At 44.6% G+C, this 15,452-nt stretch carries 18 protein-coding genes; 7 read left to right on the plus strand and 11 right to left on the minus strand.

Features of this window, described 5'->3' with window-relative positions:
* Positions 1–169: 169 nt before the first annotated feature.
* Positions 170–397 (plus strand): hypothetical protein, encoded by a 228-nt coding sequence (locus Q9R46_RS24405; RefSeq protein ID WP_145335550.1) that lies wholly within the window; start codon positions 170–172, stop codon positions 395–397.
* A 380-nt stretch (positions 398–777) separates the two neighbouring features.
* Positions 778–1,827, plus strand: a complete 1,050-nt coding sequence (locus tag Q9R46_RS24410; RefSeq protein WP_311282118.1) for a glycoside hydrolase family 53 protein — start codon at positions 778–780, stop codon at positions 1,825–1,827.
* A gap of 224 nt (positions 1,828–2,051) precedes the next feature.
* Here Q9R46_RS24410 and Q9R46_RS24415 read toward each other — a convergent pair whose 3' ends face one another.
* The 4 genes from Q9R46_RS24415 to rarD all read right to left on the minus strand — a co-directional run bounded on the left by Q9R46_RS24415 (position 2,052) and on the right by rarD (position 5,222).
* The gene (locus Q9R46_RS24415) at positions 2,052–2,420 is read right to left on the minus strand and encodes a hypothetical protein (RefSeq protein WP_311282119.1); all 369 of its coding nucleotides are present in this window, start codon (positions 2,418–2,420) and stop codon (positions 2,052–2,054) included.
* Positions 2,421–2,427: 7 nt separating this feature from the next.
* A complete protein-coding gene (locus Q9R46_RS24420) occupies positions 2,428–3,699 on the minus strand; it encodes an MFS transporter (protein ID WP_311282120.1) in 1,272 nt (423 codons plus the stop codon).
* Positions 3,700–3,717: 18 nt separating this feature from the next.
* Positions 3,718–4,170 carry an NUDIX hydrolase gene (locus Q9R46_RS24425; protein ID WP_311282121.1) on the minus strand — a complete coding sequence of 151 codons (453 nt, stop codon included), beginning with the start codon at positions 4,168–4,170 and terminating at the stop codon, positions 3,718–3,720.
* A 170-nt stretch (positions 4,171–4,340) separates the two neighbouring features.
* The gene (gene rarD, locus Q9R46_RS24430; protein WP_311282122.1) at positions 4,341–5,222 is read right to left on the minus strand and encodes an EamA family transporter RarD; all 882 of its coding nucleotides are present in this window, start codon (positions 5,220–5,222) and stop codon (positions 4,341–4,343) included.
* A 224-nt stretch (positions 5,223–5,446) separates the two neighbouring features.
* Here rarD and Q9R46_RS24435 point away from each other — a divergent pair, with 224 nt between their 5' ends.
* Positions 5,447–5,851, plus strand: a complete 405-nt coding sequence (locus Q9R46_RS24435; RefSeq protein ID WP_311282123.1) for a VOC family protein — start codon at positions 5,447–5,449, stop codon at positions 5,849–5,851.
* 123 nt (positions 5,852–5,974) lie between these two features.
* Here Q9R46_RS24435 and Q9R46_RS24440 read toward each other — a convergent pair whose 3' ends face one another.
* Positions 5,975–6,616, minus strand: a complete 642-nt coding sequence (locus Q9R46_RS24440) for an NAD(P)-dependent oxidoreductase (RefSeq protein WP_145336327.1) — start codon at positions 6,614–6,616, stop codon at positions 5,975–5,977.
* 229 nt (positions 6,617–6,845) lie between these two features.
* Positions 6,846–7,202 carry a HesB/IscA family protein gene (locus Q9R46_RS24445; RefSeq protein WP_123064700.1) on the minus strand — a complete coding sequence of 119 codons (357 nt, stop codon included), beginning with the start codon at positions 7,200–7,202 and terminating at the stop codon, positions 6,846–6,848.
* A 446-nt stretch (positions 7,203–7,648) separates the two neighbouring features.
* Here Q9R46_RS24445 and mqnE point away from each other — a divergent pair, with 446 nt between their 5' ends.
* The gene (mqnE, locus tag Q9R46_RS24450) at positions 7,649–8,755 is read left to right on the plus strand and encodes an aminofutalosine synthase MqnE (RefSeq protein WP_311282124.1); all 1,107 of its coding nucleotides are present in this window, start codon (positions 7,649–7,651) and stop codon (positions 8,753–8,755) included.
* 262 nt (positions 8,756–9,017) lie between these two features.
* On the plus strand, positions 9,018–10,079 hold the full coding sequence (locus Q9R46_RS24455; protein WP_090919552.1) for an NAD(P)/FAD-dependent oxidoreductase: 1,062 nt from the start codon (positions 9,018–9,020) through the stop codon (positions 10,077–10,079).
* On the opposite strand, the gene Q9R46_RS24460 is transcribed toward Q9R46_RS24455, so the two are convergent.
* Positions 10,076–10,330 carry a YuzB family protein gene (locus Q9R46_RS24460; RefSeq protein WP_090919554.1) on the minus strand — a complete coding sequence of 85 codons (255 nt, stop codon included), beginning with the start codon at positions 10,328–10,330 and terminating at the stop codon, positions 10,076–10,078. The genes Q9R46_RS24455 and Q9R46_RS24460 overlap by 4 nt on opposite strands.
* A gap of 80 nt (positions 10,331–10,410) precedes the next feature.
* On the opposite strand from Q9R46_RS24460, the gene Q9R46_RS24465 reads away from it, so the two are divergent.
* Complete coding sequence (locus Q9R46_RS24465; protein WP_053783253.1) at positions 10,411–10,656, plus strand: NifU family protein; 246 nt, start codon at positions 10,411–10,413, stop codon at positions 10,654–10,656.
* A gap of 76 nt (positions 10,657–10,732) precedes the next feature.
* On the opposite strand, the gene Q9R46_RS24470 is transcribed toward Q9R46_RS24465, so the two are convergent.
* Positions 10,733–11,497: an SDR family oxidoreductase gene (locus Q9R46_RS24470; protein ID WP_311282125.1), complete on the minus strand. Its 765-nt coding sequence runs from the start codon at positions 11,495–11,497 to the stop codon at positions 10,733–10,735.
* 248 nt (positions 11,498–11,745) lie between these two features.
* On the opposite strand from Q9R46_RS24470, the gene Q9R46_RS24475 reads away from it, so the two are divergent.
* The gene (locus Q9R46_RS24475; RefSeq protein ID WP_311282126.1) at positions 11,746–12,678 is read left to right on the plus strand and encodes a DUF2167 domain-containing protein; all 933 of its coding nucleotides are present in this window, start codon (positions 11,746–11,748) and stop codon (positions 12,676–12,678) included.
* A 137-nt stretch (positions 12,679–12,815) separates the two neighbouring features.
* Here Q9R46_RS24475 and Q9R46_RS24480 read toward each other — a convergent pair whose 3' ends face one another.
* The 3 genes from Q9R46_RS24480 to Q9R46_RS24490 are packed head-to-tail and all read right to left on the minus strand — an operon-like array spanning position 12,816 to position 15,386.
* Entirely contained in the window at positions 12,816–13,652 is an 837-nt protein-coding gene (locus Q9R46_RS24480; RefSeq protein WP_090919563.1) for a MetQ/NlpA family ABC transporter substrate-binding protein, read from the minus strand.
* Between the two features lie 40 nt (positions 13,653–13,692).
* Positions 13,693–14,352 (minus strand): methionine ABC transporter permease, encoded by a 660-nt coding sequence (locus tag Q9R46_RS24485; RefSeq protein ID WP_311282127.1) that lies wholly within the window; start codon positions 14,350–14,352, stop codon positions 13,693–13,695.
* Complete coding sequence (locus tag Q9R46_RS24490) at positions 14,352–15,386, minus strand: methionine ABC transporter ATP-binding protein (RefSeq protein ID WP_311282128.1); 1,035 nt, start codon at positions 15,384–15,386, stop codon at positions 14,352–14,354. The genes Q9R46_RS24485 and Q9R46_RS24490 overlap by 1 nt, the downstream gene beginning before the upstream one ends.
* Positions 15,387–15,452 lie beyond the last annotated feature (66 nt).

A 15,452-nucleotide genomic window follows, 5' to 3' on the forward strand; every position in this document is an offset into this window, starting at 1 on the left:
GCGTCATCGGAATGTTAACGCAGTGTTAAATTTATGTAAATGATAACTCATGACCGCAACTTTTTCCATCCCTTTACAAAGCACATTAGACAAGGTAAAGTGAACTACAGTGTGATTTGATCGGCTGTCGTTATTATCCCAAATTCACGTTATTTTAAAGGAGTATCTCATGAAATCGAACAAACCTAGAACGTTACAAAAAAATATCGAATTTTTCACTGCTGCACTATCCCAATGTATCGTGACGGCATGGCAGGAAGATCCCGCAGGTGTATATTGCGAAGTCGGTCGCGGCATTGTGGAGCAGATCAGTGATGACAGTGTACGGATTCGCAATGATAATGGAACGAAAAGCCATTATGCACGGGAAACCACGATGTTTCAAACCGAAAAATAATTTTTGCGTGAATATGAAAAAAAAGACTAGCTTTCCGAAACAGAGTGTTGTATACTCTTGCCACAAGGAAAGGAGGTGCGTCAACATTTCTAATGTCATGTTGAACGTGTCCCTTACCCGATCCACTACTTCCAAATAAATTGGACGGTAATGGAGGCGCGGGATACGGATCAATGTTTTAAAAAGCGCCACGGGTAGAAAAGCCGTCTTCGGACGGCTTTTTGTTTTGTCTTTTTTAGCATATATAGAAATGTAACGTGTGAAAAAGATGAGAAGTTAAGAAAACAACCAAAATATTGGAAACGGACCCTTTAGGAGCATGATTTCGGAAGGCTATAATGAGGATGCATCTCAACTTATAACCAAGGAGGCATGTTGTTATGTTCAAAAATGTAAGGGGTTTCAAAACGAGTATTTTGCTAGCTTTTGTTTTATTATTCACTTCGATCCTGCTACCTGCAGGCCAGCACGCCAGTGCCGCACCGAGTTTTGCCAAGGGAGCAGACATTAGCTGGGTTCCCGGTATGGAAGCTCAAGGGTACAAGTGGAAAGATAAAAACGGGGTCCAACGAGACATCATTGATATTTTGAAAAAGGATTACCAGATTAACTCTGTTCGCATCCGTGTTTTCGTTAATCCTTCGAATGATTATGGTAACGGTTACATGAATAAAGATCGAGCTGCTGCTCTCGCACAACGTGCTAAAAATGCAGGTATGAGTGTCATGTTGACACTGCATTACAGCGATTCCTGGGCAGACCCAGGGAAACAAACTAAACCGGCCGCATGGAAAAATTACAGTTTCCAGCAGTTAATGGATGTTGTCTGGAGTTATACCCGTGACGTTATGACAACCATGCAGAGCAAAGGTGTCACTCCAGACTGGGTACAGATCGGTAACGAAACCAGCAACGGTATGTTGTGGGATGATGGTAAAGCTTCGGTTAATATGAAAAATTATGCTTGGCTCGTGAACACAGGACATAATGCTGTAAAATCCATAAGCAGCGGTACCAAAACAATAGTGCATCTTGCAAACGGAGACGATAATGCCCTGTTTGTCTGGAATATCGGTGGACTCATCAACAATGGGGCCAATTTTGACATGATTGCCATGTCTCTCTACCCTTCTGCTTCCGGCTGGAATACAGCTGTGACGAACACGGTCAACAATGCAAAAGACATGATTAATCGTTATGGTAAAGAAATTATGATCTCCGAAATTGGCATGGACAATAATCAAGCCGCGGCAGGAAAAAGCTTTGTCGCAGCGATGAAAAATCAGATTCGCAATTTGCCAAGTGGCAAAGGAAAAGGCGTATTCTACTGGGAACCGCAGGCTACACCAGGCTATAACGGAGGATACGGAAAAGGCGCTTGGCAGTCCAATATGATGCCAACGGCTACCATGGAAGGGTTCATTGACTAAGCACGGGAGTTAGAAGCCTTAAGCGCGGGCGGGAGCTGCGAGTGGACGTTCCGGGGGCGGGGCGTTCTTTCGATCGCTGGTTGTCCTCGGATCGTTCTGGAACTTCCCCTTCATAGGGGAACATCCGATGACAAACGCGAACGCTTCGCTTCTATAGAATCGCTCCCGCCCCCTCCACTACGCGCTGCTCCTTAAGAGAGAGCTTCTAAAACGTGCTTTGGCTTTCACGGAAGCCTACTAGACATGAACACCATAACAACTATAAGAGATACAAAAAGACTGAGGATAGCAATCATCGCTTGAATACAGCTAAACGATATATTTTCGATTAGAATCATGTGTTTTCTCCGTACAACATAACAAAATACAAATGAAGGAAGGATAACCGGAAGATATTCGTAAATATCCGGACGATCTGAACTTGGAAATAGTTTATGGAGATATCCCATTGTCGTTTCGTTCATGATCATTCCCGCATACAAAACACCGATGATTACTGAAAAAAGAAACGGAGATATGAAACGAATCCTATTTTCTAGTAGCACGAAACGACCAGACTTGCGCTCTAGCAACTCATCATTAACCATCATCATTCTCCTCCTAATTCATCATTTGGCGATTTTGTTCCTGAAAAGCCCTAAAATTCAGCAAACCCGCAACAATGGCTAAGATGGTCAGTGCAGCCGCAAACAAATAAAGATTCACAATGCCAATGTATTCAGCTAGCCAGGCCATACCTAACAATGAAACGCAAAATATGAGATGCATCATTGAGGCTTGAGCAGATAAAACCTTGGGTAACATCGGATTAGCCACACTACTTTGAATCAACGTACGTCGGTTAATCATAGCAAGCTCAGCAAATGGCCCCATTAACATGACCAGGAACAACGCAACAAAAGGCTGTGAGTTTAAAGCATAGACGGCGGTTAGGATTCCATACCCTGCCATCCCTATCATCATGACTGAAAAATATCGACGTCCAATGATTCTGGCTAGGGCAAGTACCAGCAAACCACCACCAATGGTTCCAGCAAAATAAGCTGCATTGATGAAGCCCCACCATTCTTCTCCCTGTCCAAGCGCCACTTGCACAAACGCAAGCGTGAATGCGCCTACCCAAATAGAGCCGCCAAGCATGTCGATCATATCCATGAACGTAAGCACTCGCAGACGAGGTGTCTTCCATATCATTTTCCAGCCTTCCGTTAACGTATGCCATCTACCTGTGCCCAGATCAGGAGAAATATCTGTTGCTGCATTCACACGCTTCTCTGTTATCCCTCCATGACTTGGTTCCTTAACGCCAAGTGTAAATACAGCCGCCAAGCCATAAATAACGGCTGCAATTAACAACGTTGAACTTGGTCCAATGAATGCAACCACTACGCCGCTTAGGCCCCAACCTGCAAATTGTACAACTTGATCACTGACGCTCATGAGTCCATTGGCTTTGAGCAAACCTTGCTCATGAGTCACCAGTCGCGGAATCAGTGCATTTCGAGCTGGCGTTGTCCACCCATCGAGAAAAGACATCACAAATATAAGCGAAAACACAAGTACTAATGAGGATGCTACGCTATTAAGATGTATGTACACTGCCAGACAGATGAACAACAAAAACTGCCCGGTTTGTGAATAAAAGAGTAGGATGGGCAACTTAAAACGCTGAATGAATAGCGGTGCAACTAAACTACTCACCAACTGAGCCCCGCTGCGAATCAATGGCAAAAGTGCCGCAGACACGAGCGAATTTGTACGATCCAGCACCATAACCGTAAGGGCCATAATATACAATACGTCCGCAGCATTGGCTGCTGTTTGGGTTGTCCACAGATAATAAAAAGAACGAGTTAAATACGAGGACTTCATGAACATCTTTCTCCATTTCTATAGCTTGCTCTGGAAAATCATTAACGGATACTCTTTTTTAGACAGTATATTATCCGTAATCTGCAGTATCACTTCGCGATCGCGCAATTCCAGCACATTTGATTTAGATAGGTCTTCAGGTGTAATCCATCTCGCATCTGCAATTTCTACAGCATCCACTTGCAGAGAACCACCTATAATTTCACCGATAAAATGGAACAAAACCACCTGTTGCTGAAGACTGCTTATAAAATTGTAAATACCTGTTGTAGCAGTCAGTCTAACATCATACCCCGTCTCTTCTCTGGTTTCCCGACGTGCTGCATCCAGTATATCTTCCCCATACTCCACTCGACCTGAGGGGTAATTCCATGTATTTCGCACAGAAGCTTTGTTCTCTTTGATGATAAGCAATTTGCCCTTATGTAAGATCGAAACGCTCACAACGAATACAACTCCCTGTTGCTCCATCCTTTCAACTCCACCACCGTTCAAAAAATCATCTTCTATAATTAGAATGCTTGTTCCTTAATTTGTAAATAGAAGATTTTTTCAAGTTTCCTTCTATATCTTAGATGGTGATAAAAAAACAGCCCTCCCATCCACATGGATGGGAAGGACCAGTATTCCATCATCTTCCGTTATGACATCGACTTCGCCAGTTTTGTAGCACGCATGGATGCAATAGCATAGACGACAAGCGCTATCCAAATGAAGGCGAAACCAACCAATAGCACAGGGGAAACCGTTTCCTTAAACACAAATATGCTCAGAACCAACATAATCGTTGGTCCGATGTATTGCACAAATCCAAGCGTGGACAGCGACATGCGGGCAGCTGCACGTGCAAAGAACAGTAACGGCAATGCGGTTACAACGCCGGACAGCAACAATTCAAAAAACATTGGCGCTGGCAACGTCCAGGCCGTTGTTTTACCCACAATACCCAGATAAATCCAATAACCTAATGCAACAGGCAGGACAACCGCGGTCTCTGACAACAAACCTACTGACGCATCTTGCTTGATCTTTTTCTTCGCCAGACCATATAAACCAAAGGATGCAGCCAGTGAAATGGAGATCCACGGGAAACGTCCGTAGTCGATCGTAATAATCAGCACGGCAATCGCTGCAATAGCAATGGCCAGCCATTGACCCCGGTTCGGTTTCTCATGAAGGAAGACGACGGCAAGCAGCACATTCAGCAAAGGGTTCAAATAATAACCAAGGCTAGTCTCCACCACATGACCGTTGTTCACAGCCCAGATGAAAATCAGCCAGTTGATCGCAATCAACAGTCCACTAGCCGTGAGGGACAGTAAAGTTGAGCGGCTGGTCCAGATTCGTTTTACATCACTCCAGCGGCGCTGGATAGCGACTAAAATCCCCATAAATACAAATGACCACACCACCCGATGTGACAAAATCTCACCAGCCGGCACGTCGTTAAACAGCTTCCAATAAAGTGGGAGGATTCCCCACATGACATAAGCAATAATGGCATTAATTAATCCGCTATTCATGAAACATACCTCTCTTTATGATCTCTGTCTGTAACTCTATTTAATCTCTGATGTCTCAACGGATTATACGCCTCGTTCCTTACATAAGTAAAGAAATACTTATAAAAATACAATTTTGTAACTATATACATCGTGGTCTAAACACACAACTTCATTGAAGTGCATTACTTCGCTTCATAATAGCGTATAATAAGATAAATTCTTTCTCTATGGGGGCCATGACGATGTCACAAGATATCTGGTTTAACTTGCCGGTCAAAGATGTTGAGAGGGCAACTTCTTTTTTTAATGCAATAGGATTTAAATCGTCGAACGTTGGTGGCGAGAGAGCCATGATCTCCATAGGCCAAACTACAATTATGCTTTTTCCACACGAAACTTTTGAGAAATTTACCGGAGCCAGAGTTGCGGACACTTCGCATAGTGCAGAGGTTATCATCTCCATTGGTGCTGAGAGCAGAGAAGCAGTCGACTCCTTTATTCAAAATGTAGAGCGTGCCGGAGGAAACGTCTTTGGCAGACCAGGGGAAACAGACGGTTGGATGTACGGTGCGGGATTTGCGGATCTGGATGGTCACCGCTGGAATCTGCTCTATATGGATGAAAGCAAGATGCCAAAGCGTCAATAAGAGCCCGTTCATAGATAAAACATCTGATAGATCATAAAAATGTATATCAACAAAAACGGACACTCGCTCATATAAGCTTAGTGTCCGTTTGTTTTTTAGTTTTTTCAACAAGCATATAAATTATTACTTCGCTTCGCCAACAACAGTAAAGCGTTCATTTTTATGCTGCGGATTCTCAATCTCATCCACAAGCGCAATCGCATAATCGGCATAGCTGATATAACTGTTGCCTTCACTGTTTACCATAATCACATCATTGCCTGACTGATACTTGCCAGTACGCACGCCTTCCGGATTGAAGAATCCAGCCGGGCTAAGGAATGTCCATTGAATCCCGGAAGAAGCTTTCAAGTCTTCAAGGTTCTTGCCTTGGTTAGTTGCTGTTGCTTTGTACGCATCAGGGAATCCAGGGGAATCGACAACACGTAGCGTTTTGGACTCGTCTGTGAACAAGCTTCCTGCACCACCCACAACGATCAAACGTGTATTTGGAGCATCTTTCAAAATGTTGATCAGGGCTTGTCCTACTTCTACATGCAGGTTTTCTTTGCCCGCCGGAGCTCCAAACGCATTCACAACCACATCAAAGGCTTGAACATCTGAAGCCGTCAGATCAAATACGTCTTTCTCCAATACATTCAGGCTTTTGTCTTCTAATTTGGATGCATTACGCACAATTGCTGTTACCTCGTGCCCGCGGTCTGCCGCTTCTTTCAAAATAATACTTCCCGCTTTACCTGTTGCACCAATAATTGCAATTTTCATCGTCAATCTCTCCCTTAAAATTATGTTTGTTCAAAACTCAATCCCATAATGTAACTATAATTGTTACAACTAATTCTGTCAACCTGCTCCTCTTTTAATCTTTTAACCACAAAACCCTATCACCTAATTATCCCTACAACTAAAAGAATTCATTCAATTTTAAAACCAAAAAAAGACGCACTTCCTAGCGAAACCTCTTCGCTGGAAATGCGCCCTAACCCGCACCCGATTAACAATCTTTATCCGGTACCCCTGCTTCTTCACGTGTACGGAAGGATGAACCGCAGCCGCAAGTGGCTACTGCGTTCGGGTTGTGAATGGTGAAACCGCCGGACATGCCGGATTCTTCGAAATCAATTTCGAGACCATTCAAATATTTCACGTTTTCTTTCTCCACAACAACTTTCATGTCATGAATGTCCATATATATATCCTCATCGGACTCTTTATCGTCAAAGCCCATGGCGTACGAAAATCCGGTACAACCGCCCGGTGCTACGCCAAGACGCAGGAACATTCCAGGGGTCTCTTGCTGTGCAAGCATCTCTTTCAATCGGTCTGCAGCCGTTTCGCTGATATTAATCATGCCAGGTCACTCTCCTTTTCATCACTCTTCCTTAAATTATACTCCACCCCGTCAAGGGGCTCAAGTCATGTTTGTCCGCTTCCGCGTTCCCCCTGAACTCCTTTTTCTTCCCAGTGTATTGAACCCCTGCGGCACGAGGTTTATAATGGATAGGTGGTCACTCTGAAAATGTCAATATTTTGTCATGAGATATTCGGATGTTGGTCATATATGGAGTTGTAATTTTTTTCACATTTCGAGACTGGTTTTCAGTCCCCAATGCATATAGAGTCACTTTGACTCCTTTTGAAAAAATAAACTTTTCGATTGCAGCACACGCTGCACCGGGTAATAAGAGTTAGTCTTTCACAGGAAGGCGGCAGTTGACCGCATCTTTGCTATGTAGTTCTGTTTAATGGTTCAACATACCACAACTCGAATTCCGGTAAAGAACAGGAGGAAACAGCATGTCTACATTGGTAACACCGTTCACCGACAAAAGAATGGCTGAAATCGTTGAGAAAGTGCAGAACGGCGTAAGGCTGAGCGTAGAAGACGGCGTATATCTGTATCAAACAGATGATCTGCTGACTTTGGGCCAGCTGGCCAATGAGGCCAATCTGCGGAAGAACGGCAAGAAAGTCTATTTTATTGAGAACATGAGCCTTTATTTCACCAACGTATGCGAAGCTCGCTGCGCATTTTGTAATTTCCGCAAAGACCAGGGTGAGGAAGGCTCTTATACGTTATCCGGTCCGGAAATGATCGACTATGTGGAACAGCATATTCATCCAGGCGTGCGTGAGTTCCACATTGTAGGTGGACATAACAACCATGTTCCTTTTCAATATTATGTCGATTCTCTGCGTGCTTTAAACGAAAAATATCCGGATGTCACGTTGAAAGCTTACACGGCGGCAGAGATTGACTTCTTCACTCGCATTAGCGGCCTGAGCATCAAGGAAGTTCTGCAGGAGCTGCAAAAAGCCGGCTTGAAAACACTGACTGGTGGCGGCGCTGAGATTCTCTCGGATGAATACCGCAAAAAAATGCGTGTAGACAAAGCCAACGTGGATCGTTATCTTGAGGTGCACCGCACAGCTCATGAGCTCGGCATGCGTACACATACTACAATGTTATATGGTTCCATTGAGTCCTATGAGGACCGCGTGAACCATATGGCACAGATTCGTGAGCTTCAAGACGAAACCAACGGATTTATGGTGTTCATTCCACTGTCCATGCAACCAAAGAGCAAATCTGCAAGCATTATGCGCCGCAACTCCGCTTATGAGGACCTCAAAACGATTGCGATCAGCCGCTTGATGCTGGATAACATTCAGCACGTAAAAGCTTACTTTATTAACATCGGCCCACAACTGACGCAGGTTGCGCTCAGCTTTGGGGCATCCGACGTGCATGGTACGATTGTACGTGAAAAAATCAGCCACGCTGCCGGCGCGCTTACACCGGAAGGATTAACACGCAAAGAGCTGATCTGGCTTGTCAAAGGTGCAGGCCGCATCCCTGTAGAACGTGATACGTTCTACAATGAAATTCAAGTTTACGAATAGCTCTGATTAGTCTCATCGATCTAGGCAAGGGTTACAGCAGCAGAAGCATCACTCATCAAAGAACGATACTTCTTTCAATTAGAGGGACGTTTTATCAGAGTGATGCTTAACTGTGGTCTCATATTTCAAATTTTTATTTTCTAATTATTAATTATTCAAATTATTCAAACCAAAACAACACACGGAGTAGCTATGTAAAGACATAGCTGCTCCGCAGGTTACAGCCCCAGCAGTGGGACTGATGCAGAAAGGAAGCCGAGTCATGAAAAATTTCGTCATTCTTGGAGGCGGCTATGGCGGCCTCACCATCATCAAGGAACTTTTGGAAGGTAAAATCCCGTCAGATACGCAGATTGTATTGGTGGATCGAAGCCCCTTTCAAGGGTTGAAGACCGAATATTACGCACTCGCAGCAGGAACAGTATCGGATTACGACCTGCGTATCCATTTTCCGGTAAATGAGAAAGTAACACACCGTTTCGGTGAAGTTACAGCCATTAACCTGGAGCAGCGTCAGATTGAATTCGAAGGTCAGGAACCGCTTGAATATGACAAGCTTGTGATTGGACTAGGTTGTACAGATCGTTTTCACAACACGCCCGGTGCCGAGGAATACAGCTGCACAATACAAAGCTTCAGCAAAACACGTGAGACGTATCTCCGTCTTAATGAAGTCAAAGCTTATGGGCATGTCCACATTGTGGGCGGCGGCTTAAGCGGTGTTGAGATGGCTGCCGAATTACGTGAAAGCAGACCCGACCTGAATATCAGTATTCTGGATCGCGGTGAACGTGTATTATCCGCATTCCCTCAACGTCTCTCCTCTTATGTTCACGAATGGTTCGGCGAACATCAGGTTGAAGCACGAGGACATATTGCTATCTCACGAGTCGAGCCTAACGCGATCTACAACCGCGATGAACAGATTCAAACGGATGCTGTCGTATGGACGGCAGGCATTCAACCGGTGAAAGTCGTTCAAGACCTAGATGTAACGAAAGACCCGCAAGGTCGTGTCGTATTAAATGAGTATTATCAGATTCCGGAGTATACCGACGTTTACGTGGTAGGTGACTGTGCCAGTGTACCTTATGCACCAAGTGGTCAGGCTGCGGAGGTTCAGGGTGAACAGATCGCTCATATTCAGCATGCCCTCTGGAAAGGCGAAAAGCCCAATCCGCAGCCTCTTAAGCTTCGCGGCACACTTGGCGCGCTTGGCAAGAAAGCTGGATTTGGGCTGATGGGCAAAACGTCCATGATGGGACGAGTGCCTCGTATTTTAAAAAGCGGCGTGCTCTGGATGTCGAAACGCCATCTCGGTTAATCGAGATCCAGCGCGTCCCAGGCATCCGCTTCGGCAATTTTGGCCAGAATGGCGTTATATAGATCTTCTACTTTATCTGTGGTTACGACTTCACCATTGACCAAGGCAAAAGGAGTCATATAACATTGACCGCAATTGGTCAAACAGCCGTATTCAATCACGTCATAGTCCGGATTTTCATCCAATTGATCCATGACTTCATCCGTGCCAAAATGCATATTGTTAGCACAAAATTCAATAATTGGTCTCATTTCAGTTCACCTGCTTTGTTTGACCATTTTAATTTATGGTCATTTGTAATATAATATAGGAAGGAAAGGAGTTGAACAATATGAGCGAAAACGCACAAAGCACCATGTATGATGAGGTATCTGATGTGCTTGATAAACTTCGTCCGTTCCTGCAACGCGATGGCGGTGACGTGGAACTGGTCGACGTGGAGGACGGCATCATTAAGCTGAAACTGGTCGGTGCCTGCGGCAGTTGCCCAAGCTCCACCATTACCTTAAAAGCCGGGATTGAACGCGCCCTTCTTGAAGAAGTTGAGGGTGTACAAGAAGTCGTACAAGTATTCTAATCAATCCTTCACGAAATAAACCTCAGAGAGCCTTTCGCTTCGCAAGAAGCGAGAGGCTCTTTTTTTTGTAATTCCATCAGATTGTAGGCCGGATCGGATCAAGTCCTCCAGATACATCCATGATGTTGCCTGTTATAAAATCCGAATGATCCAGACACAGGTACGTGATCACTCGCGCAATATCTTCCCCACTACCAGGCCGACCTCTTGGTGTTTCTTTATCGGTTATGCCCGCAATCTCATCAATTGTTTTCTCTTTGTTCGCACCACGAATATCTCCGGGGCAAACCATATTGACCGTAATCCCATAAGGGGCCTCTTCAACCGCAAGAGTCTTGGTAAACGAAACCAGACCTACCTTGGCAGCAGCATATACGGCACGATGAGGCCAGGATCTTGCTTCACCCGCGTGACTGAAGCCAAAATGAATAATACGTCCCCACTGCTTGCGGCGCATTTCCGGCAAAACCAGCTGATCCAGAATCATTGGCCCGAGCAGGTTGCCCTGCACTAACATTTGCACTTCAGCTTCAGAATAATCTGCAAACACCCGACGCTCTCGTACAAACGGGCCGGCATTATTCACCAGAATGTCTACATGACCCAGCTGTGTCTCTACCTCTGTAACGAGTGTGTGTATCTCTTCTACTTTAGATATATCCGCCTGAACCGCAATGCAGCGCACCCCTTTGGCGACAATCTGAGCTTGCAACGATTCGGCTTCTGTTCTGCTATGCACATAATTAAGGGCAATGTGGCATCCCTGATCCGCCAGTCTGAGGGCTGTCATTTTACCAAGGCCTTTGGCACTTCCCGTTATGAGGGCAATCTTTCCCTTCACGTTCATCCCCCTCTTCAAAGAGCAGTCACTCATTCAGTATAAAAGATTTAGGCTTGCCTCACAACTTGCATGTGCTCACAATCTGTTCCAGTTGATTTCTTGGATTTTAATCTCTCCTTTATCACCAGAAATATCTTGTCCAAAAGCCAAATATTGTGATACTCTCGTTAAGTCATTATGATCATATAGTGATAAAACATAATAAATAACAACGTGTAAATCTTACATCGTTTGAAGGGATTGCTGAAATGAAAAAGAAATGCTTTACCATTGGCTTCACTTTATTTCTCCTTGCCACACTTCTAATTTCAACATTGAAAGCTGATGCAGAAAGTTACAGTTCAGCTGACAGATTTGAATGGCAAAAAGGCCCCGCAACAATATCGTTAAACGGTATAGCTTCAATCAACATCCCAAAAAGTTTTTCTTTTTTCGACGAAGAAAATACTAAGCGGTTTATGGCGGAGAATCCACCTGCTCCGAACGGTAGCGAAATTGGCTCTATTTATAGCATGAATATGGATTCGCCTTGGAATGTCATATTTGAGATTCATAACATCGGATATATCGATGATCGTGACAAAAATGACCTTGATGCCGATGAACTCTTAGAAAGTCACAAACGAAGTCCTGAAGGACAGCAGGAGAAAGCGAGCACAGAAAATGACTCTTACGTGTTGCGTTGGGATGTTGAGCCTACGTATGAGGATAGCAAACATCAATTACGCTATTCCTTAGGATGGCGAGATCCTCTATTGCAGAACGGAATAGTAAATTACAAAGTAAACTTTTTAACACGGGAAGGTTATATTAGCGTCATACTTGTAACCCCGAGTCATTATTTTGAAGAAAGCCGACAGCAATTCGAAGAAATGGTGCTCCAACATGTTAAAATTAATAAAGGTCATACATACGAAGAATTCGATGCTTCCGTAGATAAAAAATCTAAGCTTAGCCTCATCAACTTAATTCCAGGTGGAGATGGAGCTGCTACTACCAAAAAAACAGAACGGCTAACCTTACTCTTAAAAGGCTTGATCTTCATCGTTGCTGCCAGCGCCGTTGTTTTTGCATTTTTCACGATACGCCGCAGACAGAAACATCAGACTTTCATTGCTTCATCATTGAAAACAGAATCGACAGAAAGCAATATACTTACACACAAAAATGAGACTGACTAACAACGCTAAATGTTATTATTTTACCAATAAAGCATAAATATAAGAGATCTTAATGCATTCGATTTTAAAAGGAAAACCCCGTACATCTCGTTATGAGATGTACGGGGTTTTGACATTAAGGTAGCTGCATGTTGATCTTAAAATGCAGGTTCAACTGCACCTTGGTAACGTTCTTTGATGAATTTTTTCACCGTTTCGGAGTGAAGAGCTTCTGCCAGTTTTTTGATAGCATCCGCATCTTTGTTATCTTCACGGGACACGAGAATGTTCGCATATGGATTGCCTTGCAAATCTTCGATCAGCAACGCATCTTTAGATGGATTGAGGTTTGCTTCCAGCGCATAGTTGGCATTGATAAATACCAGATCGGCTTCATCCAGCTGACGCGGCATCATGGCTGCATCCAGTTCGATGATTTCCAGGTTTTTCGGATTCGCTGTAATGTCTTGTTTAGTGGATGCGATGTTTGTATCGTCTTTGAGGGTAATCAGACCTTTTTTCGCAAGCAACAAGAGTGCACGTCCACCATTCGAAGGGTCGTTTGGAATAGCCACTTTAGCGCCATCTTTCAGTTCATCCAGGGATTTAATCTTTTTGGAGTAACCACCGAAAGGTTCAACGTGAACTGGAGTCACAGCAACGAGGTTAAAACCACGCTCTTTGTTCTCTGTATCAAGGTAAGGCTGATGCTGGAAGAAGTTTGCGTCCAGTTTCTTATCTGCCAGCTGTTGGTTAGGTTGCACATAGTCGTTAAACGTCACCACTTGCAAACGAATGCCTTGTGCTTCCAGCTCGGGTTTGATGCTTTCCAGAATTTCAGCATGTGGTGTAGGCGAAGCGCCGACTTTCAATTCAACGGTACGCGGAGCACCTGCTGCGTTATCCGCACCACTGTCCGATTTCTTGTTGTTGCCGCAAGCTGCGAGCACGGCAATCATCATCAAGCTGAGTAAAATAATAGACCATTTTTTCATCTGTAAAACCCCTTCGCATTTTTATTTTTCAATCTATCTGTTATTTCCGGGTGAAATAAATGACCAGACGATCACCAATCATCTGCAGGAGCTGAACCAGAATAATCATGGATACTACGGAAATGATCATGATCTCATTCTGATATCGGTAGTATCCATAGTTAATGGCTAGTGTGCCCAGACCTCCACCGCCAACCATACCCGCCATGGCCGTATAGGACACCAGCGTAACGATGGTGATTGTAATTCCGGCAAGCAAACCCGGTAAAGCCTCGGGTAACAACACCCGTCTGACGATCTGAGCCGTAGATGCCCCCATTGCCTGAGCTGCTTCAATGACACCGCGGTCTACTTCACGTAAAGTATTCTCCACCAGACGCGCAAAATACGGAGCAGCCGAGATGACCAGCGGTGGGATGACACCAAGCACACCTGTAGCGGTGCCCACCAGCGTACGCGTAAACGGAATAAGAGCAACAATTAATATGATGAAAGGTACCGAACGTAAAATATTAACAATAACAGATAATATGATGTAGGTCAGTTTTGAACTAGGTGCAGCCGAGCGGCCTGTCATAAACAGAATGACACCAAGCGGCAAACCCAAGAGAACAGTAAACAAACCGGATACAGCTAGAATTTGCAATGTTTCAATGGAGGCCGTACCGACCTCTTCCCAGCGCACTTTGGAAAAATCCATTATCGAAGCACCTCCACATCAAGTCCTTCTGCGGTTAGTTCAGACAAGGTTTGCTGGATCGCAGCGGAGTCACCTTCAAAACGCACCGTCAGTTGACCATAAGGAATCTGCTTGATTGTAGAGATTGTACCTTGCAGAATTGCGAAATCCACACCTGTTTTGCGAACCGTTCTCGACAGAATCGCCTCATAGGTTTTATCTCCAAGAAATGAAACCTTCACCAACTTGGAAGAAGTACCTGCCGGCAACTCCGTTCCAGCATTTTCCATAACCGTTTCCTCCAGTGCCAGTCCACCTTCGCTGTCCCGTGAGACAAAATCCCGTGTGATCGCATGTTGCGGTTTCAGGAACACTTCCGTCACCGGACCTTGCTCCACGATACCACCTTGATGAATAACAGCCACTCGATCACATATGTTCTGAATAACGTGCATTTCGTGAGTAATTAGCACAATCGTCAGATTATACTTTTCATTGATATCCAGCAATAGCTTCAGGATCGAATTGGTGGTTTGCGGATCAAGTGCCGAGGTAGCCTCATCACAGAGAAGAACATTCGGATCACTCGCAAGTGCCCGTGCTATACCTACCCGTTGCTTCTGTCCACCGGACAACTGTGCCGGATATTTACTGCTATGTTGCTCCAGACCAACCAGAGCGAGCATTTCCTTCACCTTACGATCAATCGCTTCCTTAGGTGTGTTGACCAGTTTTAAAGGGAAAGCCACATTGTCGTATACCGTTGCAGAAGACAGCAGATTAAAATGCTGAAAGATCATACCGATCTTGCGTCTTTGCTGCTGTAATTCACTTTTGCTAAGCTCGGTCAGGTTAATGCCATCAACCCAAACCTCACCTTCCGTCGGGCGCTCGAGTAAATTAATACATCGAATCAAGGTACTTTTCCCCGCACCCGAGTGACCAATAACTCCAAAAATCTCACCCTTCTGAATTTTCAGATCAAGGTGTGATAACGCCGTCGTTGTTTTAGCACGTCTGCCGTATGTTTTGGTTAATCCAACCAATTCAATCACTAATACTGCTCCTTCCCCATCACCTACATATATCTTTACCCGAAGGAAGGGAAAACTCCCCGTTCT

Source organism: Paenibacillus sp. RRE4, from assembly GCF_031844205.1.
GTDB classification, from domain to species: domain Bacteria; phylum Bacillota; class Bacilli; order Paenibacillales; family Paenibacillaceae; genus Paenibacillus; species Paenibacillus xylanexedens_B.